Annotated in this window: 24 protein-coding genes; 3 read left to right on the top strand and 21 right to left on the bottom strand. The window is 52.9% G+C overall.

The genetic code is table 11. The features are described 5' to 3' along the window. Window positions 1-40: 40 nt before the first annotated feature. The 13 genes from TERTU_RS06085 to flhA all read right to left on the bottom strand — a co-directional run bounded on the left by TERTU_RS06085 (window position 41) and on the right by flhA (window position 14906). On the bottom strand, window positions 41-526 hold the full coding sequence (locus tag TERTU_RS06085; protein WP_015817951.1) for a chemotaxis protein CheW: 486 nt from the start codon (window positions 524-526) through the stop codon (window positions 41-43). Window positions 527-668: 142 nt separating this feature from the next. Beyond that, entirely contained in the window at window positions 669-1637 is a 969-nt protein-coding gene (locus TERTU_RS06080; RefSeq protein ID WP_015818682.1) for a chemotaxis protein CheW, read from the bottom strand. Continuing rightward, a complete protein-coding gene (locus tag TERTU_RS06075; protein ID WP_015818325.1) occupies window positions 1637-2434 on the bottom strand; it encodes a ParA family protein in 798 nt (265 codons plus the stop codon). The genes TERTU_RS06080 and TERTU_RS06075 overlap by 1 nt, the downstream gene beginning before the upstream one ends. Window positions 2435-2673: 239 nt before the next feature. Then, a complete protein-coding gene (locus tag TERTU_RS06070; RefSeq protein WP_015817389.1) occupies window positions 2674-3591 on the bottom strand; it encodes a flagellar motor protein MotB in 918 nt (305 codons plus the stop codon). 10 nt (window positions 3592-3601) lie between these two features. Further along, complete coding sequence (locus TERTU_RS06065) at window positions 3602-4342, bottom strand: flagellar motor protein (RefSeq protein ID WP_015817273.1); 741 nt, start codon at window positions 4340-4342, stop codon at window positions 3602-3604. Window positions 4343-4352: 10 nt separating this feature from the next. Further along, the gene (locus TERTU_RS06060) at window positions 4353-5492 is read right to left on the bottom strand and encodes a protein-glutamate methylesterase/protein-glutamine glutaminase (RefSeq protein ID WP_015816993.1); all 1140 of its coding nucleotides are present in this window, start codon (window positions 5490-5492) and stop codon (window positions 4353-4355) included. Between the two features lie 199 nt (window positions 5493-5691). After that, window positions 5692-8061: a chemotaxis protein CheA gene (locus tag TERTU_RS06055; protein ID WP_015820183.1), complete on the bottom strand. Its 2370-nt coding sequence runs from the start codon at window positions 8059-8061 to the stop codon at window positions 5692-5694. A 25-nt stretch (window positions 8062-8086) separates the two neighbouring features. After that, entirely contained in the window at window positions 8087-8881 is a 795-nt protein-coding gene (locus TERTU_RS06050; RefSeq protein WP_015819165.1) for a protein phosphatase CheZ, read from the bottom strand. Between the two features lie 18 nt (window positions 8882-8899). Next, a complete protein-coding gene (gene cheY, locus TERTU_RS06045; RefSeq protein WP_015818851.1) occupies window positions 8900-9286 on the bottom strand; it encodes a chemotaxis response regulator CheY in 387 nt (128 codons plus the stop codon). A gap of 136 nt (window positions 9287-9422) precedes the next feature. After that, a complete protein-coding gene (locus TERTU_RS06040; RefSeq protein ID WP_015820508.1) occupies window positions 9423-10130 on the bottom strand; it encodes an RNA polymerase sigma factor FliA in 708 nt (235 codons plus the stop codon). A 63-nt stretch (window positions 10131-10193) separates the two neighbouring features. Beyond that, window positions 10194-11012, bottom strand: a complete 819-nt coding sequence (locus TERTU_RS06035) for a MinD/ParA family protein (protein WP_015819902.1) — start codon at window positions 11010-11012, stop codon at window positions 10194-10196. Window positions 11013-11119: 107 nt separating this feature from the next. Beyond that, a complete protein-coding gene (flhF, locus tag TERTU_RS06030) occupies window positions 11120-12640 on the bottom strand; it encodes a flagellar biosynthesis GTPase FlhF (RefSeq protein ID WP_015817757.1) in 1521 nt (506 codons plus the stop codon). A 31-nt stretch (window positions 12641-12671) separates the two neighbouring features. Beyond that, window positions 12672-14906 (bottom strand): flagellar biosynthesis protein FlhA, encoded by a 2235-nt coding sequence (gene flhA / locus TERTU_RS06025; RefSeq protein ID WP_015817748.1) that lies wholly within the window; start codon window positions 14904-14906, stop codon window positions 12672-12674. 406 nt (window positions 14907-15312) lie between these two features. Between flhA and TERTU_RS06020 the strand changes: the two genes are divergently transcribed. The 3 genes from TERTU_RS06020 (at window position 15313) to katG (ending at window position 20780) form a co-directional block, all read left to right on the top strand. Continuing rightward, window positions 15313-16446 (top strand): tetratricopeptide repeat protein, encoded by a 1134-nt coding sequence (locus tag TERTU_RS06020; RefSeq protein WP_015817072.1) that lies wholly within the window; start codon window positions 15313-15315, stop codon window positions 16444-16446. Between the two features lie 184 nt (window positions 16447-16630). Beyond that, complete coding sequence (locus TERTU_RS06015) at window positions 16631-18238, top strand: NAD-dependent malic enzyme (RefSeq protein ID WP_015818621.1); 1608 nt, start codon at window positions 16631-16633, stop codon at window positions 18236-18238. A 289-nt stretch (window positions 18239-18527) separates the two neighbouring features. Then, a complete protein-coding gene (gene katG, locus TERTU_RS06010) occupies window positions 18528-20780 on the top strand; it encodes a catalase/peroxidase HPI (protein ID WP_015819603.1) in 2253 nt (750 codons plus the stop codon). 65 nt (window positions 20781-20845) lie between these two features. On the opposite strand, the gene flhB is transcribed toward katG, so the two are convergent. From flhB to TERTU_RS05970, 8 genes are all read right to left on the bottom strand, one after another. Continuing rightward, window positions 20846-21979 (bottom strand): flagellar biosynthesis protein FlhB, encoded by a 1134-nt coding sequence (flhB, locus tag TERTU_RS06005; protein ID WP_015819614.1) that lies wholly within the window; start codon window positions 21977-21979, stop codon window positions 20846-20848. A gap of 21 nt (window positions 21980-22000) precedes the next feature. After that, window positions 22001-22774 (bottom strand): flagellar biosynthetic protein FliR, encoded by a 774-nt coding sequence (fliR, locus tag TERTU_RS06000; RefSeq protein ID WP_015819020.1) that lies wholly within the window; start codon window positions 22772-22774, stop codon window positions 22001-22003. Continuing rightward, window positions 22774-23043 carry a flagellar biosynthetic protein FliQ gene (locus tag TERTU_RS05995; protein ID WP_015820085.1) on the bottom strand — a complete coding sequence of 90 codons (270 nt, stop codon included), beginning with the start codon at window positions 23041-23043 and terminating at the stop codon, window positions 22774-22776. The genes fliR and TERTU_RS05995 overlap by 1 nt, the downstream gene beginning before the upstream one ends. Window positions 23044-23051: 8 nt before the next feature. Beyond that, a complete protein-coding gene (fliP, locus tag TERTU_RS05990; RefSeq protein WP_461552069.1) occupies window positions 23052-23765 on the bottom strand; it encodes a flagellar type III secretion system pore protein FliP in 714 nt (237 codons plus the stop codon). 134 nt (window positions 23766-23899) lie between these two features. Then, complete coding sequence (gene fliO, locus TERTU_RS05985; protein ID WP_015818846.1) at window positions 23900-24403, bottom strand: flagellar biosynthetic protein FliO; 504 nt, start codon at window positions 24401-24403, stop codon at window positions 23900-23902. Window positions 24404-24415: 12 nt separating this feature from the next. Then, window positions 24416-24859 carry a flagellar motor switch protein FliN gene (gene fliN / locus TERTU_RS05980; RefSeq protein WP_015819517.1) on the bottom strand — a complete coding sequence of 148 codons (444 nt, stop codon included), beginning with the start codon at window positions 24857-24859 and terminating at the stop codon, window positions 24416-24418. Beyond that, entirely contained in the window at window positions 24856-25854 is a 999-nt protein-coding gene (gene fliM / locus TERTU_RS05975; RefSeq protein ID WP_015819068.1) for a flagellar motor switch protein FliM, read from the bottom strand. Before fliM ends, fliN begins: the two co-directional genes overlap by 4 nt. A 24-nt stretch (window positions 25855-25878) precedes the next feature. Further along, the gene (locus TERTU_RS05970) at window positions 25879-26409 is read right to left on the bottom strand and encodes a flagellar basal body-associated FliL family protein (protein ID WP_015820424.1); all 531 of its coding nucleotides are present in this window, start codon (window positions 26407-26409) and stop codon (window positions 25879-25881) included. Window positions 26410-26754 lie beyond the last annotated feature (345 nt).

Below are 26754 nucleotides of genomic sequence, written 5' to 3'. Positions count from 1 at the left end.
AAATGGTACTAATGTTAAACGATACTAATCTCAAACATTACTAAACTGCTTCAATCTCCGCCCACTCGTCGTCTGTCAATAATTTGTCGAGTTCAATTAAAATCAGCAGCTCGTTGTTTTTGTGGCACACACCCTGAATAAACTTGGCACTTTCCTCGTTGCCCACATTAGGCGCGGTTTCAATTTCCGATTGTCGCAAGTAAACCACTTCAGCAACGCTATCGACGAGTATCCCAACCACATGACTGTCGGCCTCGATAATAACAATGCGCGTATTGTCGGTAATCTCTCCCGGCGGTAAAGCAAAACGCTCGCGTGTATCAATAACGGTTACAACATTGCCGCGCAGGTTAATAATCCCAATCACGTAAGATGGCGCACCCGGTACCGGCGCAATTTCGCTATAGCGCAGCACTTCCTGTACCTGCATCACGTTCACACCGTAGGTCTCGCCGGCCAGTTTAAATGTGACCCACTGTAAGACCGGGTCTTCGCTGGATTTACGGTTGTTCGGGTTTGCCGCCATGAGTTTTTCCTCAGATATCACTTCAGTGTTATTTCGGTCAGGCCTGGGAATTTCAAAGCGTCAAAATTCAGCCACAAATTGCCTGACTAACACCTACAAATATAGTTAATTGCACCATCTATGCCAGCGGACTGGCGTATTTTTACCGCCGACGCTCGGTTGCCATCAATAGCGTTGCCATACGTGGAATGTCGATCAGAGCGCACATCGCCGACTTAACCGTACCGGCAAGCCACGGCCGACTGGTGCGCTGGCTGCGCCATTTGACATCGGAAGGTTCCAGTGTAATGGGCTGATTAACGGCATCTACGGCCAGACCCCAGTTAAGCCCATCAATGGAGATTACATATTTTGCCGTTTCGAGAAATTTGGGCGAGTATTTTTCCGGCATCACAAATAAAGCCGTATTTAGCGTTTTTATTTGCCCCATGGGGGAGTTCAGCAGCCCCATAAACCAATCGGATTGGCCAAAAATCGGGGTAAGTTGATCGCCAATTGTTTGAATTTGTCCCAAGGCAATCAGCGGCACTGCCAGCGTTAGGCCAGACACATTGAACAGTAAAACCTCAAAGCGGGACTGAGCCCACTGCGGCCGTCCATTTTCCGCCCAATGCAGAAGCGGGTTGTCCAGTGTGTGCGCGTCTTGTTCTGCCACCTCTGCCACTTGCACGGCTTCCACAGGGGCTTTTGCTTCGATTTTTGGCGCAGGTGCAATTACCTTTGCTGGCGCATGCGTCTCGGCCTTTTCAACAGCAATTGGCGAAACAGCAACTTCTCGTGTTTGTACTGCCGATTGCGTTTGCACTGCCGGCGGTGGGACGGCTGCGGGCGCAGTTACCGTTTTTGGCTCAGTAACGGTTTTGGGTGCTGGAGCCGGTACCGGAGTGATTTGCTGGTTGAGCAACGCCTGCAGTTGCAGCCGTTTACTGGCTTCCAGTTCGCGCTGATCCAACGTCTGCGTTGTCTGTTGTACGACTGGAGCAGGCGCGGGTTCGGGCTTAAGTGCTGGCGTTGGCACCGGCGCGGCCACCTGGATTGGTTCGGGCTGCAGGTCACCTAACAACTCATCGAAATAGCTGAGCAACGAATCTTGCGCACTGTGTTTATCCATCACTGCATACCCGCTTGTTGCAGCTGGCGTGCGTTGGCGGTATTCAGAAACTGTAACAGCGAGCGATATGCGATTACACCGCGAGAATTGGCATCAAACAAGTGCGGCGGCAACCCCGCTTTGCTGGCGTCGCGAAACCGGGTATCAATAGGGATTTTACCGGCCCACACTTGCTCGCCATATTTGTTGCGAATGGTGCGCAAACTGGTAACCGACGCTTGAGTGCGCCGGTCGTACATGGTTGGCAGAATATGATAAAGCAGCGCCTGCTTACGGGATTTCCCCATCATATTCAGGGTATGCAGAATGCGCTCTAAACCTTTAATTGCGAGAAATTCGGTTTGCACCGGAATAATTAACTGGCTGCAGGCCGCAATGGCGTTAATCATTAAAACCCCAAGTTGCGGCGGACAATCAATAATTGCCAAGTCGTATTCCGATGCTACAGCAGCAAGGCTGCGGGACAATACCAGCCCCATACCACCGCCAACCGCTTTTCGCTCTAGTGTCGCCAGCGCAGTTGAGGCGGGCAGTAGATGCAAATTGGCGAAGGGTGTCGGCAGAATAATTTTTTCCACCAAGTTGTGATTTATTGCGGTGGCGTTATCGAACAGAGTAAAGGCGGAGTCTCGGATTTCGTCCGGGTTTTGTCGAAAATAACAGCTCAACGACCCTTGCGGATCAATATCCACAAGTAATACGCGCAGACCAGCCTCGGCAGCCAGACCGCCCAAGGCTACGCTGGTGGTGGTTTTACCTACCCCACCTTTTTGATTGGCTACAGTCCAAACCTGCACAAAACAACCTTCGTTCTAGGGAAAAAAATTGCCGCAGACGCGGCAATTTTCCTTAAATCACTGCGCAACACACCTGTGTGAATCTCGCGATCGCTCACTGTTAAATCCTGCTCACGCCGCGCTGTTAGACGATACCCGGGTCCTGTTGGTTAAGCGCCATAAAAACAGCAGTACACATCGTTATTCACGATTAGGCAATTAATGTGCCTGCAATTTAAATATTGCCACTAAACGCTGTCTTATTCCTTGCCTCGCGGCTGATCCGGGTCGCTGGTAAAGAGCAGTCCACCATTATTCAATTTTACCGGTTTAATCGGCGCAGTTTCACGATAATCAACGGCAGATTCCTCCGCTGAATCCACCGCTCGTCGGCGCTGCACATTTGGAGCGGCTTCAGATTCCTCGCTTACGGGCTCGGGTATGAACGCTGGCGCAAGCGATGGTGATGGCGAGGCCTCGACCGCTTCACCTGCTGACAGCCGCGGTGCCTCGCGTTTCGTTCGCGCAATACGCAACACAACCCGTCGATTAGCTGCGCGCCCCTGTGCAGAATTGTTATCGGCCACGGGCTGAAATTCTCCATAGCCAGTAGCGGCCAAACGTTCAGGAGCAACGCCTGCGTATGCCAGCAGGTTCACCACTGCCACCGCACGCGCGGCGGACAACTCCCAGTTATTTTGGAATTGCTGATTGCGAATGGGAACATTGTCCGTGTGCCCACTCACCGCAATGGCATTTTCAAACGGCGCCAACACATCGGCTAGTTCGTTAAAAATTTGCTGCGCTGCGGTGCTTGGCGCAGCGCTTCCCGATGCAAACAACAACTGTGATTTCACCGCGATTTCGACCCAGTCCTCGTTGCCGCTTACGGTAACCATGCCAGCGCCGATTTGCTGAGACAAAACCGCATTCAGAGTGTTCAATAGATCGTCTGGCGCCACCAGCGCTGTTCGTGGGAGGTTCGTGGGAGGTGTTTGCACAGCGCCGCTAAATGCACCGCTCAAGGTTTCCGAAAGTGTGCGATATTTGGTCTCGCTCACTTGCGAGACCGAATACATCACCACAAAAAAACCAAACAGCAAGGTAACAAAGTCTGCGTAGGAAACGAGCCAGCGTTCATGGTTAATTTTAGTTTCGACAGGCGTTCGTCTAATCATGAACGCGGCCTCAGTGGAGGTAACCGCTTAATTTCATTTCGATAGCGCGCGGATTCTCTCCATCGGCAATGGAGATAATGCCCTCAATCAACAATTCACGATATTGCGATTGTTGTCGAATACAGGCTTTTAATTTATTCGCGATGGGTAACAACAGTAAATTAGCAAACGCAACCCCGTAAATAGTTGCCACAAAAGCGATGGCTATACCGGGCCCCAACTCGGCCGGGTTAGATAAATGCTGCATAACATGTATCAACCCCATCACCGCGCCGATAATGCCAATTGTCGGCGCATAACCGCCCATGCTCTCGTAAAACTGAACAGCTTCACTGTCGCGCTGCTCGGCGACTATGAGATCTGTTTCCAGCACGTGGCGAATTACTTCTGGTTCGCTGCCATCTACCAATAACTGTAAGCCTTTGCGGCAAAATTTATCGCGTTCCCGCTCGGCGATATTTTCAAGACCGAGAAGCCCATCGCGACGGGCGGATTTCGCCCAGCCAACTACGCGGGTTATACCCTGTTTAAATTGCACGCGCGGCGGTTTAAATATCCATTTAAAAAGAGAGAGTGCTCGCTTCAACCCCGCCATGGGCGTTTGCAGCATGGCAGCGCCAATAGTGCCACCAATAACGATTAGTGCCGCGGGCCCGTTGGCCAACGACCCCCAACTGCCGCCTTCGATAAAATTACCGCCCAGTAGCGCGGCAAACCCGATGACAACACCAAGTACACTGAGTAGATCCATACCCTCGCCGCTAAAATTCGCTTAACAATCGGGGGCATACTTCATCTAAAGGAAGAACTTCATCACTTAAGCCTGCGCGCGCAACAGCGGCGGGCATACCGTAGACAACGCTGGTTTCCTGATCTTGCGACCAAATGGCTGCACCTTTGCTCTTAAGCAGTTTTGCGCCCTCGCAACCGTCAGCTCCCATACCCGTTAACACAATTGCCAACGCGTCTCCCCCCATGTTCGACGCGATGGAAGCAAAGGTGATATCGACACAGGGTTTGTAGTTAACACGATCATCGCCATCAATAATTTTTACACTGCGACCACCACGGTCGACGATCATCTGCTTACCGCCCGGCGCAATCAAAACGTGACCAGGCAACAACGCATCGCCGCTCTCCGCTTCTTTAACGTTGACCTGAGCCAGCCGATTAAGGCGCTCGGCAAATGCACGGGTGAAATTTTCCGGCATGTGCTGTACCACGACGAGTGGCAGAGGAAAATTTGCAGGCAGGTTAGTGATAATGTCGGACAGCGCAACCGGCCCGCCGGTAGACGCGCCTATCGCTACGATTTTTACACGGCCTTTGAGCCTGACTGAAGGGCGCGGACTCGGCGCTACGGGTGCAGAGGGCGACGAGGGCGCCGCATCCGACCTTGCAGACATGCGTGCGCGCAGGGCGGCAGTACGCTCTTTCGCGCGCTGAGACCGTTCATTGGCCTCTGCCGCTAAATCCGACGTATTACGCCGTGCCGCGGGATTGGCATTACTGGCAAAGCCAATCAGTTTCTCGTGGAGTTTTTTCTTTAGGATCGCTGAGTTTCGCGATACTTCCGCGAAATTTTTCGGAATAAAATCGACCGCTCCCGCATCGAGAGCTTCCAGCGTAATAGTTGCGCCTTCGTATGTCATCGAAGAAAACATCACAATCGGCACTGGGCGCTCAGCCATAATTGCGCGCACAGCAGACACGCCATCTAGGTATGGCATTTCATAATCCATCGAAATGATATCGGGTTCCAACTGCTTCGCCTTGTCAATGGCTTCACGGCCGTTGGACGCGATACCCACGACTTCAAGGTCCGGGTGTTCGCCAATAATTTCTTTTAAGCGATGCTGAAAAAAACTCGAATCATCTACGATGAGCACCTTATAGGCCACAACAAATCCTCATTACCTGGCACGTCAAGAATTGCCCACTCACTCACGTGAACGGCCTAGCCCCCAATCATGCAAATAGACTGTACATGCGGCAGTTTAGTCGAGTGCGAACAATTAGCGCGTCTTTGCGTACAATCGCGCCCAATTTAATCGCAGCTCGCCCCCGCTGAAGATCCTCGACACGCATTTTTATTGTGCGCTAGGCGTTGCCCGCGTAGCGTTTCAGCATGCTCGGCACATCCAAAATCAAGGCGATTGTGCCATCGCCAGTGATGGTTGCCCCGGCCATCCCCGGGGTACCGTGCAGCATTTTACCCAGTGGCTTAATCACCACTTCTTCCTGCCCGATAAGCTGGTCCACCACAAACCCAACTCGTTGTGTTCCCACAGAAACAATAACAACGTGACCTTCTTTAGGTTTATCCATAGTCACGTGTTTTTTCACCAGCCAGCGCTTTAAGTGAAAAATAGGTATGGCTTTCTCGCGTATGGTAATGCATTCCTGACCGTCAACAATATTGCTCTTCGAGAGGTCCATATGGAAGATTTCGTTTACGCTCACCAGCGGTAGTGCGAAGGTCTGCTGGCCCAACATAATCATCAACGTTGGCATAATGGCCAGCGTTAACGGTACCTTGATACGAATTTGCGTACCCGCTCCAATCTTTGAATCAATCTCGATCGAGCCATTTAGCTGGGTAATTTTGGTTTTCACCACATCCATACCCACGCCACGACCGGAAACGTCAGAGATTTCTTTTTTGGTTGAGAAGCCGGGCGCAAATATTAAGTTGAATGCTTCAGTATCTGTCAGGCGGGCTGCAGCATCTTCATCGTACAACCCTTTTTCCACCGCCTTGGAGCGAAGAACTTCCGGGTCCATGCCGCCGCCATCATCGCTGATGGACAGCAAAATATGATCACCTTCCTGTTCCGCCGCAAGAATAACTTTACCTACGCGTGGCTTACCTTTCGCTTCCCGATCTGCGGGCAACTCAATACCGTGATCTACAGAATTGCGAACCAAATGCACCAATGGGTCTGCCAGGGCTTCAACCAGGTTTTTATCCAGGTCTGTCTCTTCGCCCTGAAGCTCCAGATTAATTTCTTTTTTAAGGTTGCGTGCGAGGTCACGCACCACGCGTGGGAAACGCCCAAACACCTTTTTGATCGGCTGCATGCGCGTTTTCATAACCGAGGTCTGGAGATCGGCGGTTACCACGTCTAGATTGGCAACAGCCTTTTGCATCGACTCGTCGTTAGACTCCAGGCCTAAGCGAACCAAGCGATTGCGCACCAATACCAGCTCACCCACCATATTCATAATATCGTCGAGCCGCTGGGTATCCACGCGCACGGTTGTTTCGGTGTTGGCCGCCTGCGCAGCTTGAGCTTCCCGGGGTTTGGGCGCACTGGCTTGCGCAGCGGCAGCCGGAGCTCGTTCCCGTGGAACATCCTCCACCGGAGCAGCGCGGCTGGGTGCAGGTGTGGCCGCCGAACTGCTGGGCGCTGCAGGTGCTGGTGCGGGCTTGGCGCTAGCCGCTGCGGGCGGAGTTGGCGGTGCCGCTGGCCGATCGGACGTTACCGATGGCCCTTTACCCACACCGTGGAGCTGGTCGAGCAGGTCCTCGAATTCGTCTTCGGAGATAATATCGCCAGCGGCTTTGGGTTTAGCATCCGTATGCTTGGGCGCAGCGGCGCCTGGGCTTTTACCGGAGCCGTGAAGCTGGTCCAGCAGGCTTTCAAATTCATCGGGGGTGATTTCATCAGAATCGCCGCCACTCGCTGATGCAGCTGGTGCGGAAGGCGCAGGTGCTACGGGTTCCGGCGAGCCCTCGTCCGCAGCGCCCCCCCCGGTTGGCCCTTTTCCAGAACCGTGCAATTGATCGAGTAAGGCTTCAAATTCGTCCTCACTAATTTCGTCTCCGCCAGCTGCAGACACGGCAGCGCCAGGCGCTGCTCCTGCAGGCGCTGGTGGAGGCGCAGATGCAGTTCCTTCGCCATCGTTAATGGCATCGAGAAACCCTTCAAATTCGTCATCAGTAAGATCGATATCGGCGCCGCTTGCGTCCGCTGCCGGAGCCGGCGCAACCGGCTCGGGTTCGATGTCGAAGGGGTCAGCACCAGCGGGTTCAGGCGCAGGTGCAGGTGCAGGTGCAGCTGCCTTTGCGCCAAGATCTTCCCCAGAGATGAGCTTTTCCAGCGCAATAATAAGTTCCCGATCTGCGGGCGTAGGCTCTTCGCGCCTCGACACTTGCGCGAACTGTTCGTTCACAGCATCCAGCGCACGCAGTACCACATCCATCAACTCGGAGGTAACGGAACGTTGCCCGTTACGTAAGTGGTCGAACAGGTTCTCTGTCGCGTGGCAGCAGTCCACCATCGCATTTAATTGCAAAAACCCGGCGCCACCTTTTACTGTGTGAAAGCCGCGAAAAATTGCGTTCAGCAGATCTCTGTCGTCCGGACGCTGTTCCAGATCTACTAATTGCTCAGAGAGCTGCTCGATGATTTCCCCAGCTTCAACCAAGAAGTCCTGAAGGATATCTTCATCATCGCCAAACGCCATTCATAAATCCTCAGTGCATCGGGGCCTAGAAGCCCAAGCTGGATAACAAATCGTCAACGTCGTCCTGGTTGGACACCACATCTTCACGCTTGTCGGCATGAATCTGCGGGCCTTCACCACGACTGCTATCGCTGTCGGTCTTGCGAGTTTGCTTGTTCGCATCCTCTGCCAAACCAGTAACCTGCTCCACCTGTCCGGCGATTCGCATCAGATTTACGAGCTCATTTTCCACATCGGTGATAAGCCCAATCACTTTCTGCAATACCTGGCCGGTTAAATCCTGATAACCCTGCTCGAGAATAATGTCTTGCAGGGTTTTGTTCAGCTGCTGGGTACCGTCGTCCATCTGGTCGAGAAACTCGCCCATCTGGCTGTACAAGTCTTTGAATTCTTCTTTACTCATCTCGCGGCGGCGCAGGCGGTGCCACTCTTCGCGTAAACGATGAGCCTCCTGGCCGAGATTCATGGCGATCGGCGCGGCAGCTTCCACTTTATCCATGGTTTTGTCGGCCGCTTTCTGGGTCATTTCAATGACGTATTGCAGACGGTTTGTCGCATCGCGAATCTCTGAGTTATTCACCTCAACAGGCTCCGATGCGAAATCTGCGTCCACATTGAAATTAACGATTGCCTCGTGCAAAGCGCGAGTCAATTGCCCCACGCTTTTAAATATGTGTCGGTCCCGCGCTTCCACCAAACTGTGAATTAACGCAGATGCCTCCTCCAGATTGTCACCTTGCAGTTGTTCTACCAGTTGCGTTGCGCTGTCTTGCAACTGGGTCAAAAACTGCTCGTCGTGCTCTTGTATCGTTTTATCCATCAGCCGACCCGCTCAGGCTTAACCCGCAACCCGCTCAAAAATCTTATCGATTTTTTCTTTGAGCACCTGCGCAGTAAAGGGTTTTACAACATAGCCATTGACGCCCGCCTGGGCCGCTTCAATGATCTGATCTCGCTTCGCTTCTGCGGTAACCATCAACACCGGAAGGCCTGCGAGTTTGGCATCAGCACGCACTTCTTTTAACAAGTCGATCCCGGTCATGCCTGGCATGTTCCAGTCAGTTACCAGAAAATCAAAATCACCACTTCGCAACATTGGCAGCGCGGTCGTGCCGTCATCTGCCTCGTGGGTATTGGTAAAACCCAAATCCCGCAATAAATTTTTAATGATGCGCCTCATCGTCGAAAAGTCGTCAACGATCAGGATTTTCATATTTTTGTCCAATGCAGCCTCCGATATCCCGTGCGCTGGGGTAAATAAATCTCAGAGAGAGACCATAAAAACAATTCTAGACGCTCGTTGCCAGTCAGCCAGTTTTAGCGACAATTTTCTGGCGACCAAATGATGGCTGTTTGATTTATCACCATCCGGTCAGCTTCGATTTCAGGCGCAGTGCCGCCTGACTGTGGATCTGGCTAATGCGCGACTCGGATACACCCAGCACCAAGCCTATTTCTTTTAAGTTCATTTCCTGTTCGTAGTACAGCGAAAGCACAAGTTGCTCCCTTTCCGGCAGACCCTCAATGGCCCCGGCCAGCGCTTTGCGCATGGCGTCTATTTGTACCTTTTCGGCAGGTTCATCCAAACCTTCAGTACCAAGGGAAAATTGGTTTTCGTTTTCCTCGAACGTTTCTTCCAGGCTGTAAAGTCGTGTCGAGGTGCTATCGCGGAGAATATCGTGATATTCGTCCAGCGACATTTGCAACTCTTCGGCGATCTCGCCATCCCGCGCGTCCCTGCCCAAGCGCGCTTCCACATTGCCGATGGCTTCGGACACGCGTCTGGCATTTCGGTGAACGCTGCGCGGCGCCCAATCGCCACGCCGCATTTCGTCCACTATCGCACCGCGAATGCGTATACCGGCGTAAGTCTCAAAACTCGCACCTTTGCCGGCATCGTATTTTTGGGCAGCCTCCAACAGGCCAATCATGCCCGCCTGCATTAAATCATCCACCAGCACATGGCTCGGCATTCGCGCCATCATGTGATGCGCAATCCGCTTAACCAGGGGAACATAATCCTCGACCCGAATTGCAACAGCAGCTTCCTGGGCCTGTTCGTAAACCATGAGATTTCCTACCGAGGAGAGTGCCATAAATCGCCGCCGGGGACTGATCGCTGGAAACCGCGGCTAGCCATTGGCCGCCACAAGTCGTTCTAGAAAAAATTCCAGGTGACCACGCGCGCTTGTTTGCACTGGCCACTGATCGATTTTTTGAGCAATCACCCGCATCGCAGCAGCCGCTTTACAGCGGGGGGCGAATTCAAGCAGAGGCTGGCGTTTCTGTACAGCTTTTCTCACGTTTTCATCAAAGGGTACATGCCCCAGGTATTGCAGCGATGCATCCAGAAATTTTTCGCACACGCCGTTTAACTTGTTAAAAAGATTAATACCTTCCTGCGTAGTACGTGTCATGTTGGCAATAACACGAAAGCGAAATACGCCGTGCTCGGCATTCAATAATTTGATCAATGCGTAGGCATCGGTAATCGACGAAGGTTCATCGCACACCACGACGATGACTTCCTGTGCCGCGCGCACGAAGCTGATGACGGTTTCGGATATACCTGCAGCGGTATCGACCACCAACACATCCAGCTGATCACTCAGATCGTTAAACGCATACACCAGCGCTGCGTGCTCCTGTGGCGAGAGGTGTGTCATTTGCTGCACCCCGGAGGACGCGGGAACCACTTTAATTCCGCCTGGCCCGTTGAGCAGTACCTCGCGCAGTGACTTGCTGCCATCGAGCACATCAGCCAGGTTATAGCGTGCCTGCAAGCCCAACAGAACATCCACATTCGCCAACCCGAGGTCGGCATCCATCAACACCACGCGACGACGCAACTCCGCCAACCCGATACTGAGGTTAACAGACAGATTGGTCTTACCGACGCCACCCTTGCCGCCAGTGACAGCGATGACTTTAATCGGATTCTTGGCACTCATAATTTCTCTTTCCCGGCGGGATGTGTGAGGGGCTAGATTTATAACCCGGTTCATCGGATTTATGCTCCAACAAGTATAGATGACGATAGCCAGTACGCCCGGCGGCCTTAGCCACCGGTCTGACTCGTGTACTCTTCGCCCTCTGCGCGCAACAGCGCCACCGCAGAGGCAACCAGTTGATGTGCCGACGCACGGGCAATATCGCGCGGTATCTCCTGGCCATTCGTGGTGTAAGCCACTGGTAGCTGACGCTCAACCAACACGCTCAAGGCCTCGCCCAGGCTCGCCGCTTCATCCAGTTTGGTCAGTACGCAGGCGTCAATTCCCTGACGACTGGCATACGCGTGGGTACTGGCGGTCATGGTCTGGCGCTGACTGTTGCAGGCCAGTACAAGCACACGTTTCACCGCCGGACAGCTATCCAGTTTGCGTAACTGTTCCTTTAGCAGCGGATCGCCGTGACGAAAACCAGCCGTATCGATCAGAATCAACGGAAACTGCTTGAGAGAAGCCAATACCCGCAGCAGGCTGTGCTCCGCATCCACCGCACGCACTGGCACATTGAGAATGCGGCCCAGCGAACGCAGTTGATCGTAGGCACCCACCCGGTAGGTATCTGTGGTGATTAACGCAACTTTGCCGGGGCCGTGATCCAACACATAGCGGGCAGCGAGCTTGGCAATGGTCGTGGTCTTACCTACCCCGGTTTGGCCAACAAAGGCAAACACACCGCCCTGCTGGACCAGATCCTGGCCCGCGATCGGCAATTGCCTTGAGAGATGCGCCATACACTGACGCCAGGTTTTACTCATGCTGCTTTGCTGGCCTGCGCTTTCCAGCAGGCGATCGGCCAACGCATCGGGCAGGCCGAGGCGGGCAAGGCGATCATTAATAACGGAATAGCGGCCAGGCATCTGTACCTGCCCAGGCATTGACACTTCCGGCCGACGGGCCATCTGCCACATTTGCTGCTCGATGAGCATGCGCATATCAGCAATATCACTCTGCAGCTGCTCCAGGCGGGCGTCATCCTGAGCGGTACCAGCGCGGCTGCGGGAGTCGCCAAATTCGGCCTGCACTTGCGTGTCTGGCGAAGCGAAGTCTGGGTACGCCCGTGTGCGGGTGTCAGGGTGTCGCATTGCCTGTGGTGCTTCGGACTGTGATGCTTGGGCGGGGATAGTTGTTTGCGCTGGCGGCTGTGCTCGTGGCGCTGGTGCCTCAGACGCTTTTGCCCGCCGCTTGGCATCCAGCATACGCTCGCGCGCAAACTCTATTTCACGGGCCAGTTCTTCACTGCGCGAGGCCGAGATGGATGGCTCGTTCATTTCGACCCGCGCGCCGCTCTTGGCCGCAGCTTGCTCGATTCCGGCATGAGTTTGCCAGGCGGCATCGCTCGTCATGGCGGTATCCAGCTCAGCGTCAAAATGTCGACCAAAATCACGTCGCGCACCTATTTCGCTGGTGGGCAGATCCGGTTCAACTGCAGTGATCACCTCCACACCTTCAGGCACCTTGCGGCTGGACAGAATCACCGCTTCCGGTCCCATCTCAGCACCCACCAGATCCAGTGCACGCCGCATAGTTGGGGCGACAAAACGTTTTACCTGGGCTCGATCTTGCGCGGCCATGATTCAGTCTCCTGAAATAAACTCAATAAAATCAATTACCTAAAACTTCCCCGCCCACACTGGCATCAATACTCAAGGCCTTGTTGTCGGAGACTTCGTTGTACGCCAGCACCCGCATTTGCGGAATATTGAAGCGAACAAATTGCGCCATCATCGAACGCAGAGGCACGGCTACCAGCAGTACTATGGGTTTTCCGGCGGCTTCCTGGTTTTTGGCGGCGCTCACCAGCGCGTTGTTCAAACGTTCCGCCAGTTGCGGCTCTAGTAGGGCGCCGTCATCAGCGCCAGATTTTTGTGCCTGCTGGACCGACTGGAGCAACAACTGTTCCAATGCGGGATCCAGGGTGATAACCGGTAGGTTTGCGTCCTGACCGACAATGCTCTGCACGATCTGACGCGCGAGTGACGCCCGGGCGGCGGCCGTGAGCGTGTTGGTATCCATGTTTTTATTGCCGTGTGCGGCCAGCGCTTCGGCGATGGTTCGCATATCGCGAATGGGGACATGCTCGCGCAGAAGAGACTGCAATACTTTAAGCAGCTGGTTAATGCTGATGGTATTCGGAACAAGCTCCTCCACGAGTTTGGGCGATTTTTCGGCCAGCAGATCGAGCCACTTCTGTACGTCTTCATGGCCGATTAGCTCGTGGATGTGCTGCTGGATTATCTGGTTTAAATGGGTGGCGGCCACAGTCGCCGCATCTACCACCGTGTAACCCAGGGTTTGCGCCTGATCGCGGTGGGATTCATCGACCCAGACTGCTTCCAGGCCAAAGGCCGGGTCGCGGGTTTTGGTGCCGTCGAGTCGGCCAAACACCTGCCCGGGGTTAATCGCCATGTACCTATCCGGGTAAACTTCCCCCTCGCCGACCGTCACCCCCATTAAGGTGATCCGATATGCGCTTGGCAGCAAATCCAGGTTATCGCGAATATGTACCGCAGGAATCAGAAAGCCCATTTCCTGTGACAGCTTTTTGCGAACCCCTTTGATCCGGCCTAAGAGTTCGCCACTTTGATTTTTATCCACCAGAGGAATCAAGCGGTAACCCACTTCGAGGCCAATAATATCCACCGGCGTAACGTCGTCCCAACTCACCTCGGTTGGCTCCTGCGAAGCGGGCCGGTCTGGCGCGGGCAAAGACGCAGAAGGCACTTGCCCAGCACCTGCGGGCGAGCCCGAGGATTTCGGCACCCCGCTGTTGCGCTGGCTGAATCCCCCTTCCTCAACCACCTCGACCTGCTGATGTTTGAAGTGGATGTAGTAGGCGAGCAGCCCACATACAATCGCCAAGCTGAGGAACGGTACATGTGGCATTCCAGGTACCACGCCCATCACGAATAAAATAAAGGCAGCAACCGCCATCGCGCGAGGAGAGTCGAACATTTGCGACAGCACCTGGCGATTCATGTCTTCCGAGCTGTTGACGCGCGTCACCATAATGGCGGTGGCGGTCGAAAGCAGCAGTGATGGAATCTGAGCAACCAGGCCGTCACCGATGGTCAGCAGCACATACTTTTCCAGTGCTTCCATAAACTCGAGATCGTGCTGTGCCATACCTACCGCAAGGCCGCCGATAATATTGATCACAAGAATCAAAATACCCGCTACCGCATCGCCGCGAACAAACTTGCTGGCACCGTCCATCGCACCGTAAAAGTCGGCTTCGGCGGCGACGTCGGCGCGCCGGGTTCGCGCTTCATCCTGATCAATAAGGCCTGCGTTCAAATCCGCATCGATCGCCATTTGCTTACCGGGCATGGCGTCCAACGTAAAGCGAGCGCTCACTTCAGATATTCGGCCCGCACCCTTGGTTACCACCACGAAGTTGATAATCATCAGAATGATGAACACCACCAGACCGACTGCGTAGTTACCGCCAATCACCACCTCGCCAAATGCCTGAATCACCTTGCCCGCGGCGTCACCACCTTCGTGACCATTGAGCAGTACCACCCGGGTTGACGCTACGTTAAGCGCCAATCGCAACAGTGTGGCAACCAGCAAAATCGTAGGGAAGACAGCGAAATCCAGGGGCCGAAGGGTGTAAACACCCACCAGCAAAACAACAATGGAGAGCGCGATATTGAACGAGAAAAATACGTCCAGTAAAAACGCTGGCAGCGGCAGCGTCATCATGCCGAGCAACATCAACAGCAGGATCGGAATACTCAGGTTGCTGCGGCTGACTCCGCGCACCCCCTGGAGCGCGGAATCGCGTGTCAGGGTGCTCGGGAGAGAACGGAGATGAGAAAAAAACGGTTCTGCCATGCGTACGTCTTCACCAATACCGCGCCAGGTTTTTGGCGCTTTAGTACCAACTAAGGGCTATTTTCATAGCTATGGCAAGAACCGTTCCCGCACGCGGTAAACAGACCGCGAGCGGTTTCCCCACCTGCAGCAAGCAACACGAATAGTCGTAGGCGGGTTCCGCAGGATCAGTTGATCACGCGCAATCGGCATTAGCGTTAATTTCTGTTATTTATGCGCGCAAGCCCCTATGCTTGAAGTAACCCGGTATGACTCTGCACACCTGCGGTCAGAGGCGCGATAGTCTGTTGGCAACTTGCCCGCAGATCGCTACAACAAGCACAAAGCGCGATGCTAACTTGGGTATTTACAGCCCAACCGGCCCGCAAGCGCCACTAGCCGCCATGCTTTTACAAGCGAGGTATCTATGTTTGCGCACCGCCCATTTCTGCCTCGACTGATCCTGGTCGTTATTCTTTTGTTCTGCGCCCGCGCGGGCTTCAGTAGCACGCAGGAAGGAGGCCTCGATCTCACCACAATCCCGGACGTGCCAGAGGCCAATCTCCTTGAGATTGATGAGCAGGTACGAGCCGTGCTGGACGAAAAAATTGCGATCGTCAGAGATATGCGTGCCCGCGCTTTTGCGTTGCACACACTGCTTTTCGGCAAAGAAGCGCTCGGCATTGTTTACGATGACAGTATTACGCACACCGCCCAGCAAACCTTCATCACCAGACGCGGTAACTGCTTGTCGCACGCCAGTCTCTACCTGGCTGCGGCCCGTTATGTTGGCCTGGATGCACGATTCCAATTGGTATCCATTCCTCGCGAATGGGTGCCGAACGAAAAATTCAATATTGTACCCGGCCATATCAATGTGGCGGTTGCGATCCCTGGTCATAAAGTGACGGTTGAGTTCAGTAACATTGTGAGCGCAGACGAATCACAACACATGCGGTCACGCACAGTTGCCGATTCGAGAGCCCTGGCCGAGTACTACAACAATCTCGGTACTGAAGCGGCCCAAAATGGCAACCCTTCGACAGCCATCGCCTACCTGCGAAAAGCGATAACAACAGATGAACGTGTCGCCTACGCATGGTCAAACCTCGGCGTGGTATACAAAATGAACGGCTACAACGACCTGGCGCAACACGCTTACGAGAAAGGCTTAAAAATCGATAAAGACAACCTTTCTATCCTGAATAATATTTATATTCTCTACCGGGAAACTGGCCAGCACGAGCGGGCGGAAAAAATAGCCGCGCGAGTGGAACGCTACAGTCGCCGCAACCCATACTACCTGGCGAAGCTGGCAAAATCCGACCTCGCTGAACAACAGATCTCCGAAGCTATCCAGAAACTTAAACGGGCGATTGCCCTCAAACCTGAAGAAGCCGATTTTTACCTGGCATTAGCACGGGCATACTTTGCCAACGGCGACACCCGCATGGGTAAACGCCAACTGCAAATCGGTATGCAGCGCATGCAAACGCAGGAAGAGCGGCAGAAATTTAAGTTCAAACTCAGTCAGCTCAAGCAATCTGAAGCCGGTGCTTAACCCTACTGGCATCTTATTAGATTGACCTATTCCAACGACGCAGGGCATGAACTTCGCTATAGTTGAGGTCACCTGCACGCAAAGAACGCGGCAGAAAAACGTTCCGTCAGCGGTGCGTTAACTTCTGTCTGCGATTGCTGCCATCTTTCTATTTGCCCTCAATACTAAGTGAGCACCGATTTTCATGAAACTGACTGGTCTGGACCTCCTCACCAACCCCCGCTTCAACAAAGGCACCGCTTTCACACTTCAAGAACGCGAAGATTACGGCTTGACGGGCCTCTTGCCGCCCGTGGTCAGCACCCAAGAACAACAGATGCAACGCTCGTTACTTAACTTGCGAAATAAAACCCGCCACATCGATAAATACCTGTTCCTCACCGCCCTGCAAAAGCGGAATGAACGGGTTTTTTACCGTATTCTGCTTGAAAATATCGAAGAGATGATGCCGCTGGTGTACACGCCCACAGTGGGCCAGGCGTGTCAGGAGTTTGCGATTAATTTCCGCGAGACCCACGGCTGCTATATTTCCTGGCAGGATCGCGGCAATATTGCCAATGCCCTTGGCAATTGGCCGGAAAAAGACGTCCGGTTAATTGTCGTCTCCGACGGTGAGCGCATTCTGGGGCTGGGAGATCTCGGCAGTAACGGCATGGGCATTCCCATCGGTAAGCTCACGCTCTATTGTGCCTGTGCGGGTATCGACCCCGCCCACTGCCTGCCGATAATGGTCGACCTTGGTACCGAAAACGAAGCGCTTCGCACCGACCCATTTTATCTCGGTGTGCGGGAAGGACGCATTCGCGGTGAAGCATATGACGCATTTATGGCCGAATTTTGTCAAGCCGTGCAGGACGTATTCCCCCAGGCGCTGCTGCAATTTGAAGACTTCGCCACCCCGAATGCCATCGCCCTGCTCGAGCGCTATCGCGACAAGCAGCTCTGCTTCAATGACGATATTCAAGGCACCGCTTCTGTGGCCCTCGCCGGTTTGCTTGCGGCCACCCGTATCAATGGCAAACGTATCAGCGATATGCGCTTTATGTTTTTAGGTGCAGGCTCGGCGGCGACGGGTATCGGCGAACTGCTAGTCAAAGCTATGCAGCGGGAAGGTATCAGCGAAACCCAGGCGCGCTCACAACTGGTATTTAACGACAGTAAGGGGCTGATCGTCCGCAGCCGCGATCAGCTCACCGACCACGCGCGCCCCTTCGCAGCAGATTTACCGGCGATGGACGCCGCTGCCGCCTTGGAAGCGTTCAAACCTGACGTTTTAATTGGTGCCAGTGGTCGCCCCGGAATTATTACGGAGTCAATGGTAAAAGCACTGTGCGCAATTCACCAGCGGCCCGCGATTTTCGCACTGTCCAACCCCACAGCAAACGCCGAATGTACGGCTAAGCAAGCCTACGAGTGGAGCGACGGCAAAGCCATTTTTGCCAGCGGTAGCCCATTTTCAGCAGTTGAATACAAGGGCACGACATTCATTCCCGGACAGGGGAACAACGCCTATATTTTCCCCGGTTTAGGCCTTGGCGTGCTGTTGAGCGGAGCAACCCGAATTAACGATGATATGTTAATAAGTGCTGCGGAGTGCCTGGCCGCCTGTGTTGAGCAAACGCAAATTGATGCAGGCTGTTTGTATCCTCCGCTTACCGATATTCGCGAAGTCTCCGCAAAAATTGCCGTCGCTGTGGCGAAAACAGCAGAGAAAGCCGGGTATTTACCCGCCCCTCTCGCGTTGGATTTTGCCGACCACGTGCGTGCTCAGCAGTACGATCCCAAGTATTAGGCGTCTTCACACTAGCATCTGGTGACACTTGTTTAACCAGCGTTGCGGTTTTGTTGACCGCAGCGCGCCTCTAATACCTCCCCAACAATCCCTGCCAAAAATTAACAACCACCCGCGCACTAGAGCCATTTCTACCACAAAGAAATAAACAACCGACACTTAAGTTGAAATTAAAATAAAAGCGAATTAAATTTTCCCTATCGTATTTTTCTATTATTCAGCAACGGCCCTCTCACCTAGACTCATCGAGTTACCCGCCAAAAACCACCGAACACGATGAGGCTATAACATGAATAATCGATTCGAGTTTTTCTCCAGGTTTTGTTCTTCCGTCGCAATTGCTCTCACCCTAACCTGCGCCCACCTGCACGCTAAAGACGCGCCAATGAGTAAGCCCGCTGGCGCTGTCGGTATGGGTACTGTGGCGCCAACGCAAGTTAAATCCAACCTTTTCTGGTGGCCCGACCAACTTGATCTTAGCCCGTTGCGCGACCACGATCCCCGCTCAAACCCACTGGGAAAAGATTTCAACTATAAAAAGGCATTTGCTGAATTAGACATGGCCGCGTTAAAACAGGATATCAACGCGGTACTCACCAATTCGCAAGATTGGTGGCCAGCCGATTGGGGCAACTACGGGCCATTTTTTATTCGCATGACGTGGCATGCGGCCGGAACCTATCGCACTATGGACGGACGTGGAGGTGCCGGCGGAGGACAACAGCGTTTCGATCCGCTCAACAGCTGGCCGGATAACGGCAACCTGGATAAAGCCCGTCGTCTGTTGTGGCCGGTAAAACAAAAATACGGCGAACACATATCCTGGGGTGATCTGATTGTTTTAGCAGGCAACGTGGCTTTAGAAAACATGGGCTTTAAGACCTACGGTTTCGCCGCTGGCCGAGACGACGACTGGGAGCCAGATATGGTGTACTGGGGCCCAGAGGTAGAAATGCTCGCCAGCGACCGTCGTGAAACTGACGGCACCCTGAAAAAACCCCTGGCGGCAGTACATATGGGGCTGATTTACGTCAACCCCGAAGGCCCAGGCGGAGTACCTGACCCTGTCGCCTCAGCCAAAAACATCCGCGAAGCTTTCGCCCGAATGGCGATGAACGATGAAGAAACACTGGCCTTAATCGCTGGCGGACACACCTTTGGCAAAATGCATGGTGCTCACAAAGCCAAGGACTGTCTTGCACCCGAACCCGGAGCAGCCGCCATCGAACAGCAAGGGCTTGGTTGGAAAAACCGCTGTGGTAAAGGCAATGCCGAAGATACCACCACCAGTGGACTGGAAGGTGCCTGGACCCAGGCGCCTACCCGTTGGACATCGCTTTATTTAAGCAATTTGCTGACTTTTGACTGGAAAAAAACGCGCAGCCCCGCAGGCGCTATTATTTGGATTCCTACCGACGAGTCCGTTCACAACGCCGTACCTGATGCGCATGTTAAGGGAAAGTTTAACCCGCCGGTAATGACCACCGCGGATCTCGCATTAAAATTTGATCCAGCGTACCGCAAAATCGCTGAACGATTTTTAGCGGACCCTAAGGCATACCAGCTCGCATTTGCCAAAGCCTGGTTTAAACTGACGCACAGAGACATGGGGCCAATGGCGAATTACCTCGGCAACGATTTCCCTGCGACGGCTCACTTGTGGCAGGACCCTATCCCAGATCCCGGTTATAACAACCTGAGTAAGCGAGAGATAGCTAAATTGAAAAAAGCCATTGCAGGCTCGGGGCTCTCTGTTCGTGAATTAGTCAGTGTTGCCTGGGCATCCGCGTCCACCTACCGTGATTCCGATATGCGCGGTGGCGCCAACGGAGCACGTATAGCTCTGCAGCCACAAAACACTTGGGCGGCGAACGATCCGGAATCTACTGCGCGCGTGGTAGGCCGACTAAAAGAAATACAACAGGAATATAAAAAGCCAAGCCTCGCAGACCTGATTGTGCTCGGCGGTGCTGTTGGTATTGAGCAAGCCGCCGCCGCTGCTGGCATAAAAGTGAGCGTACCCTTTGTCGCTGGGCGCGGCGACGCAGTCCAGGAGCAAACAGATATAAATTCGTTTGCGCTTCTCGAGCCCGAGGCAGATGGATTTCGCAATTACTACACCAAGGGCTTTTACAAATCTCCCACCGAGGCGCTTGTCGATAAAGCGGATCAATTAGCACTCACCGTGCCGGAAATGACTGTGCTCGTTGGCGGCCTGCGCGTATTGGGGGCCAACACCGGCAACAGTCCGCACGGGGTATTCACCGATCGCCCCGGCGTATTGAGTAACGACTTTTTTGTTAATTTATTGGACATGTCATTTAAATGGCAGCGTGAAGGAGAAATCTACCACGGTATTGACCGCAAAACCGGAAAGCGAAAATTTACCGCCACGCCGGTCGATTTAATATTTGGCTCAAGCTCAGAATTACGTGCCGTGGCTGAAGTCTATGCGTTTGACAATGCGCAGGAGCGCTTCGTAAATGACTTTGTCGATGCCTGGGTAAAAGTGATGCAGGCCGACAGATTTGACTTGCGTTAGATCGCATTCCCAATTACGGCACTGAGTACAGTATCAGTGCCGTCCTGTTCAATCCTGAGAGGTGATTAGTACTTGCGCATATCCGGCGGAATAGTCAAATTGCGCGGGTAGTCCGGGCGCTCGCCATGCCCTTTGCGAAATTCCCGTAACTGGAAAACGTAGGCCAGAACTTGTGCAACGGCCACATATAGCCCTTCGGGAATTTCGTCTTCCAAATCGGTGGTGGCATAGATTGCCCGAGCCAGAAGTGGTGCCTGCACAAATTCAATTTTATTTTCGCGCGCAATCTCACGAATTTTCATAGCGACAAAATCAATACCTTTTGCCACCACAACAGGCGTGCTCATTGTCTTCGGGTCGTAGCGCAGGGCTATGGAATAGTGGGTCGGGTTAGTAATCACCACATCCGCCTCCGGAACCGCAGACATCATTCTATTCTGCGCCATTTCCTGCTGCATCTGGCGAATTTTACTTTTTACTTCGGGCTTGCCCTCCGTATCTTTCATTTCGTCGCGGATATCCTGACGGGACATTTTTAACTTTTTGCTGTGGTCCCAAATCTGAAAAGGTATATCCATAGCGGCGATAACAATCGTAGACGCGGATAATAAAACCGCAGCCCACAAGCTTAACGTCAGAGAATGTATTATGGCTTGCTCAAGCCCCTCCTGAGAGAGCCCCAGCAGTGCGGTTTTCATTTGCGAAAGCAACACAAAAGCGACGCCGACAACAATTGCCACCTTGCCAATAGACTTCACCAGTTCGATTAACGACTTCATGGAAAACATGCGGCCCAAACCTTTAATGGGGTCCATCCGGTTTAGTTTGGGCGCTAAGGCTTTGCTGCTGAACAGCCAACCACCCAATGCCACCGGGCCTGCAATGGCAGCCACCAGAATAACCGCAAATAGCGGCATTAAGCTGAGCAGCGCCTCTTTAAAAGAAGCCCCCAACTGGGCGAACATCAACTCAGGATCGAAAATCACCTCTCGCGGCAAATCAAAATTAAGGCGCATAATTTCCAGTTGGGCATTAGCCATCACCCCGCCAAACAAAACCAGACTGATTGTTCCCGCCAGGAGCACGGCTGTGGTGGTGAGCTCTCGAGAGCGCGGGACCTGGCCCTCTTCACGCGCCTTTTCCAGGCGTCTGGGTGTGGCCTCTTCCGTTTTTTCCTGCGAACTGTCTTGTTCTGCCATGCCTCTGGTCCACCCGCCCGCTTAAAGTTTTAACATGCGACCGACCTGATCAAAGCCGTAGGTGATCGCTGTTTCAAAAATTTCAGAGAAGTGCGTGAGTCCAAGCCAGATTAACAGCAAGCCGCACATCAGTGTAAACGGAAAACCAACCGCAAAAATATTCAGCTGAGGCGCCGCGCGGCTCATAATTCCGAAGGCGATGTTGACAAACAACAACGACGTTATTACTGGCAGAGCCATCAACAGAGCAGCGGCAAACATCCAGGAACCTAATTTGACGATCTCGTAGAAATTGCTGGATGCAAATACAAATCGCCCCGGTTGCAAGGTGTGAAAGCTGTCGACAATCAAGCTGATCAGCACCAAATGGCCTTCCACGGCAACAAACATCAAAGTAACCAGCATAAGAAAAAACTGGGATAAAACCGTCGTTTGCACGCCATTTGTCGGATCGTTCATTGAGGCAAAACCCAGCCCCATTTTCATGGCCATAAATTGGCCGCCGAGCACAAACATTTGGAATACAACCTGAAAAGTAAAGCCGACTGCTGCGCCTAAAACCACTTCCTGTGCAACAAAAAACAAAGCCTGCCAACTGAGTGGCGGCACACTTGGCAAAGCGGGCAGCAGCGGTACCACTAACACGGTAATAAGAAACGCTAACACCAGCCGCACCCGCGGGCTGACAATACGCGAGCCGAATACGGGCATTACCAGAAACATAACGCCGATCCGAACAAAGGGAAGAAAATATTGCTGAATAAAGCGGGTAATTTCCGCTTCGCTGAATTCCATCAGCCGATGATTTCCGGAATTTGCATCATCAAACCGGTAAACAAGTCCATAAGTCGCTGCAACAACCAGGGACCAACCAGCATAATTGTGGCAATGGTTACCAGCAGACGGGGAAGAAAGCTCAGCGTTTGTTCATTAATCTGGGTCGCCGCCTGAAACGTGCTCACCAATAAGCCGACCGCCAGGCTTGGGCCGACAATGACCGCCACCATGACGACGGTTAGAAAAAACGCATCACCAAACAACTGCAGGGCTATTTCAGGTGTCATGGCTCCCTCTAAATTCCAAAACTTGCGGCCAGCGTACCCATAATCAGCCCCCAGCCATCAACCAGCACAAACAACATAATTTTGAAAGGCAATGAAATAATTAACGGCGATAGCATCATCATACCCATCGCCATCAGCACACTTGCCACCACAATATCAATCACTAAAAATGGGATGAAAATAATAAACCCAATTTGAAACGCTGTTTTCAGCTCGGAGGTAACAAAGGCTGGCATAAGTACAGTGAAAGGCACATCTTGTGGCGTTGCCACCGGCGCAATATCGCCAATCCGAAAAAACAAATCGAGGTCTGATTCGCGCGTGTTAGCGATCATAAAAGCATGAAACGGCAGCTTTGCATTGTCCAGCGCCTGCCGCGCAGACATTTGCTCGTTCATGTACGGTTGCAACGCAGTGCGATTTACCTCGTCCAATACGGGCGTCATTATAAAAAGCGTTAAAAACAACGCGAGTCCAATGAGTATCTGGTTAGACGGCGATTGCTGTAAACCCATCGCCTGGCGCAAAATGGCAAACACGATGATGATGCGTGTAAATGAGGTCATCATCATCAATATCGCGGGCAAAAACGTCAGCGCCGTCATCAGCATCAGGATTTGCAGTGTAACTGTATAATCCTGGCTGCCATCGGCATTGGTTTTTACGGTAAATGCGGGCAAGCCTTCAATGGGCTTAAAGCCTTGAGCACCCTGCTCGAGCATCTGCTCCGCAGTGTTCAATGGTGCATTCAGATTCGTACCGGAACTTTCCTCTGACTGTGCCCACCCGTTTGGTATAAAAACGCAAACAAGCAGCACCACCACAAACAGACCTGTGGCCTGTTTACCCCAGATTTTCATGCGCTGTTTTTTCCAGAGCCAATTATTGTTTTTAAGTAAGCGCTAAAATCCTGGCCTTTACTGACGGGGCGCTGCGCTGTCTCAAGCACAGACTCCGGCGATTGCATGTCCAGCTCATGCAAAAAAGACACGCGGCCAGGTGCAACGCCAAGTAGCAATGTTTTACCGCATGCGTCCACAATCACCGCTTTTTCGCGCGTACCGAGCGGAATACTGGCAACGATTTTAAGTTGCCCCTGGCTGGCAATACCGCCATAGCCCATGCGTTTAGCCAGCCAGGCCATCACCATAATCAGCGCGATCACCGCCATTAGACCGCCTAAAACCTGCCCTACTACGCCTGCGGCGGAAGGCGCGATTCTGGCCGCGGGCTTGACGAGCGTGATTTTATCTGCTTTTTCCTGGGTGGCTGCTTGCTCGCCCCCATTCGTTACGTCACCGGCTTGAGCAATTGCCAACGGCATCCAGAGCAAACACAACATCAGCAACAGATTTTTCATCGGCTTAGATTCCTAACGCAGTTTTTTAATTCGCTCGGAAGGGCTGATAACATCGGTCATACGGATACCGAACTTTTCATTAACTACGACGACTTCACCGTGGGCGATTAAGGTACCGTTTACCAGTACATCCAAGGGTTCACCTGCAAGGCGATCCAACTCGATAACCGAGCCCTGATTTAGCTGCAGTAAATTGCGTATTGTGATGGACGTGCGACCGACTTCCATCGAAATGGATACTGGAATATCCAGAATAACGTCCAAATCCGGGTTGTTACCCTGGCTTGCCGGTGCCGCCGCAGGTTCGTCGAATTCGCTCAACTCCATTGGCGCAGCACCCTGGTTGTTCGCCGCCGCCTCGTCTTCACCAGCACCATCAATTTCAGCCTGCTCTTCCATCGCGGCCGCCCATTCGTCGGCCATGCTATCTTGATCGACTTCGTCGTCTTCACTCATGACTTGGCGTCCTCATCAGTTGCGCTTTGCCCTCTCGTTCGGTCTACATAATCGAGAATACGCAGCGCCAGGTTGTTGTTACACTGCCCGATTTTCGCTTGAAACATGGGCACTCCATTGGCAGTAGCAATATGCACCTCCGGCATGGTCACCGGAATAATATCGCCTACTTTCAAATCAACAATTTCGCGCAAGGTGATATCACGCCGTACCACATCGCACTCCAGGTCTACCCGCGCACGCATAACATCTTCGCGCAGCGCTTGTACCCAGCGATCGTCACGCTCGTCGGTATCCGACTGCAGGCCGGCATCAAGAATTTCCCGAATGGGCTCTACCATGGAATACGGCATGGTGATATGCAGTTCACCACCGCCGCCATCCAGCTCCACATGAAAAGTACTCACCACCACAACTTCGCTTGGGCTGACGATATTCGCCATGGATGGATTGACTTCAGAGTTAATATATTCGAAGTCAATAAGCTTTACCGCTTTCCAGGCTTCGTGAAGATCCACAAAGACCTGCTCCAATACCATCTGCACAACACGTAACTCTGTCGGTGTAAATTCACGTCCTTCAATTTTTGCGTGACGACCATCCCCACCAAAAAAGTTATCGACGAGTTTGAATACCAGCTTCGCGTCGAGAATAATCAACGCTGTACCGCGCAACGGCCTGAACTTCACCATATTCAAACTCGTCGGCACGTACAGAGTATGGACGTACTCGCCAAACTTCTGAATTTGAATGCCGCCAACTGAGACGTCGGCGGTACGCCGCAACAGGTTAAACATACTGATGCGGGTATAGCGGGCGAAACGTTCGTTGATCATTTCGAGCGTGGGCATACGCCCGCGCACAATTCGGTCCTGGCTGGTTAAATCGTATGACTTGACCCCACCAACATCGAAATCACTTTCTGTTTCTATATCACCGTCATCAACGCCATGTAAGAGCGCGTCGATTTCGTCTTGAGAAAGTAAGTCCTGCACTAACGACCTCGAACAAATGCAGTATTACTGCATTACAAAATTAGTAAACAAAACCTGTTCAATACCAGGTTTGCCAATTTCCTGCAGCATCACATTCTGGAGTTCCTGCAGGCATCTTTGTCGCAACAATTCTTTGCCTTCTGCCGTCAGCAATTCCTCGTATACTTCGCCACCAATCAACAAAATAAGATTATTGCGAATTTTGGACATATGCAGCTCGATAGCGGCGATCACATCTTCTTCCCGCACCAGCAATGTCAGTTCCGCCTGCAAATACCGTTGCCTGCCGCGAACATTAAAGTTAACAATCAACTCCGGCTTGATCGGGAAATATATCGCTGGCGCGGGCGGTGGCGTCGGCTCTTCGGCTGCAGCGTCTTCCGCCCCCTCTTCTGCTGGCGGAGGTGGAGTGAGAAATTTAAGCGCGGCTAAGGTTCCCCCAACCGAGAGACCGGCAATCACCAAACCGAGCACGACAAGCATGATCAGTTTCTTTTTTCCCCCACCGCCGTCTTCGGCGTTTTCGTCTTGTGTGTCTTTATCGGCATCCGCCATGTCAAACTTCCGACTACCTCTGTTGAATTTAGGGTAAAGAGCAATACATATGCCAAACGACTGAAGGCATACATGTGCATTTATCGAGCGCCGCTAGTCACTGAACCTTAACCAACAACGACACAGTATGGCCCCGCAAATCATAAGGTCCCACACGCGTTCCAGCGCTTAAGCGCAAGACGAAAATGTTCGGGCAAGACCTCACTCTGCAACAATTGTCGCAACCTAAGGTTAGTCGAATCTGGGTACGCCTGCTTTGCTGTCAGAAATTTGGCGCGAGTAGAAATAGCCAGCAGCGGCCAATTACCGCCGTCTGCTGAAACGGATGAGGTTCGGAATAAGTAT

Source organism: Teredinibacter turnerae T7901 (assembly GCF_000023025.1).
Lineage (GTDB): Bacteria > Pseudomonadota > Gammaproteobacteria > Pseudomonadales > Cellvibrionaceae > Teredinibacter > Teredinibacter turnerae_B.
Note: the sequence above shows the minus strand (reverse complement) of the source record. Positions and strands in the feature narration are given on the sequence as shown.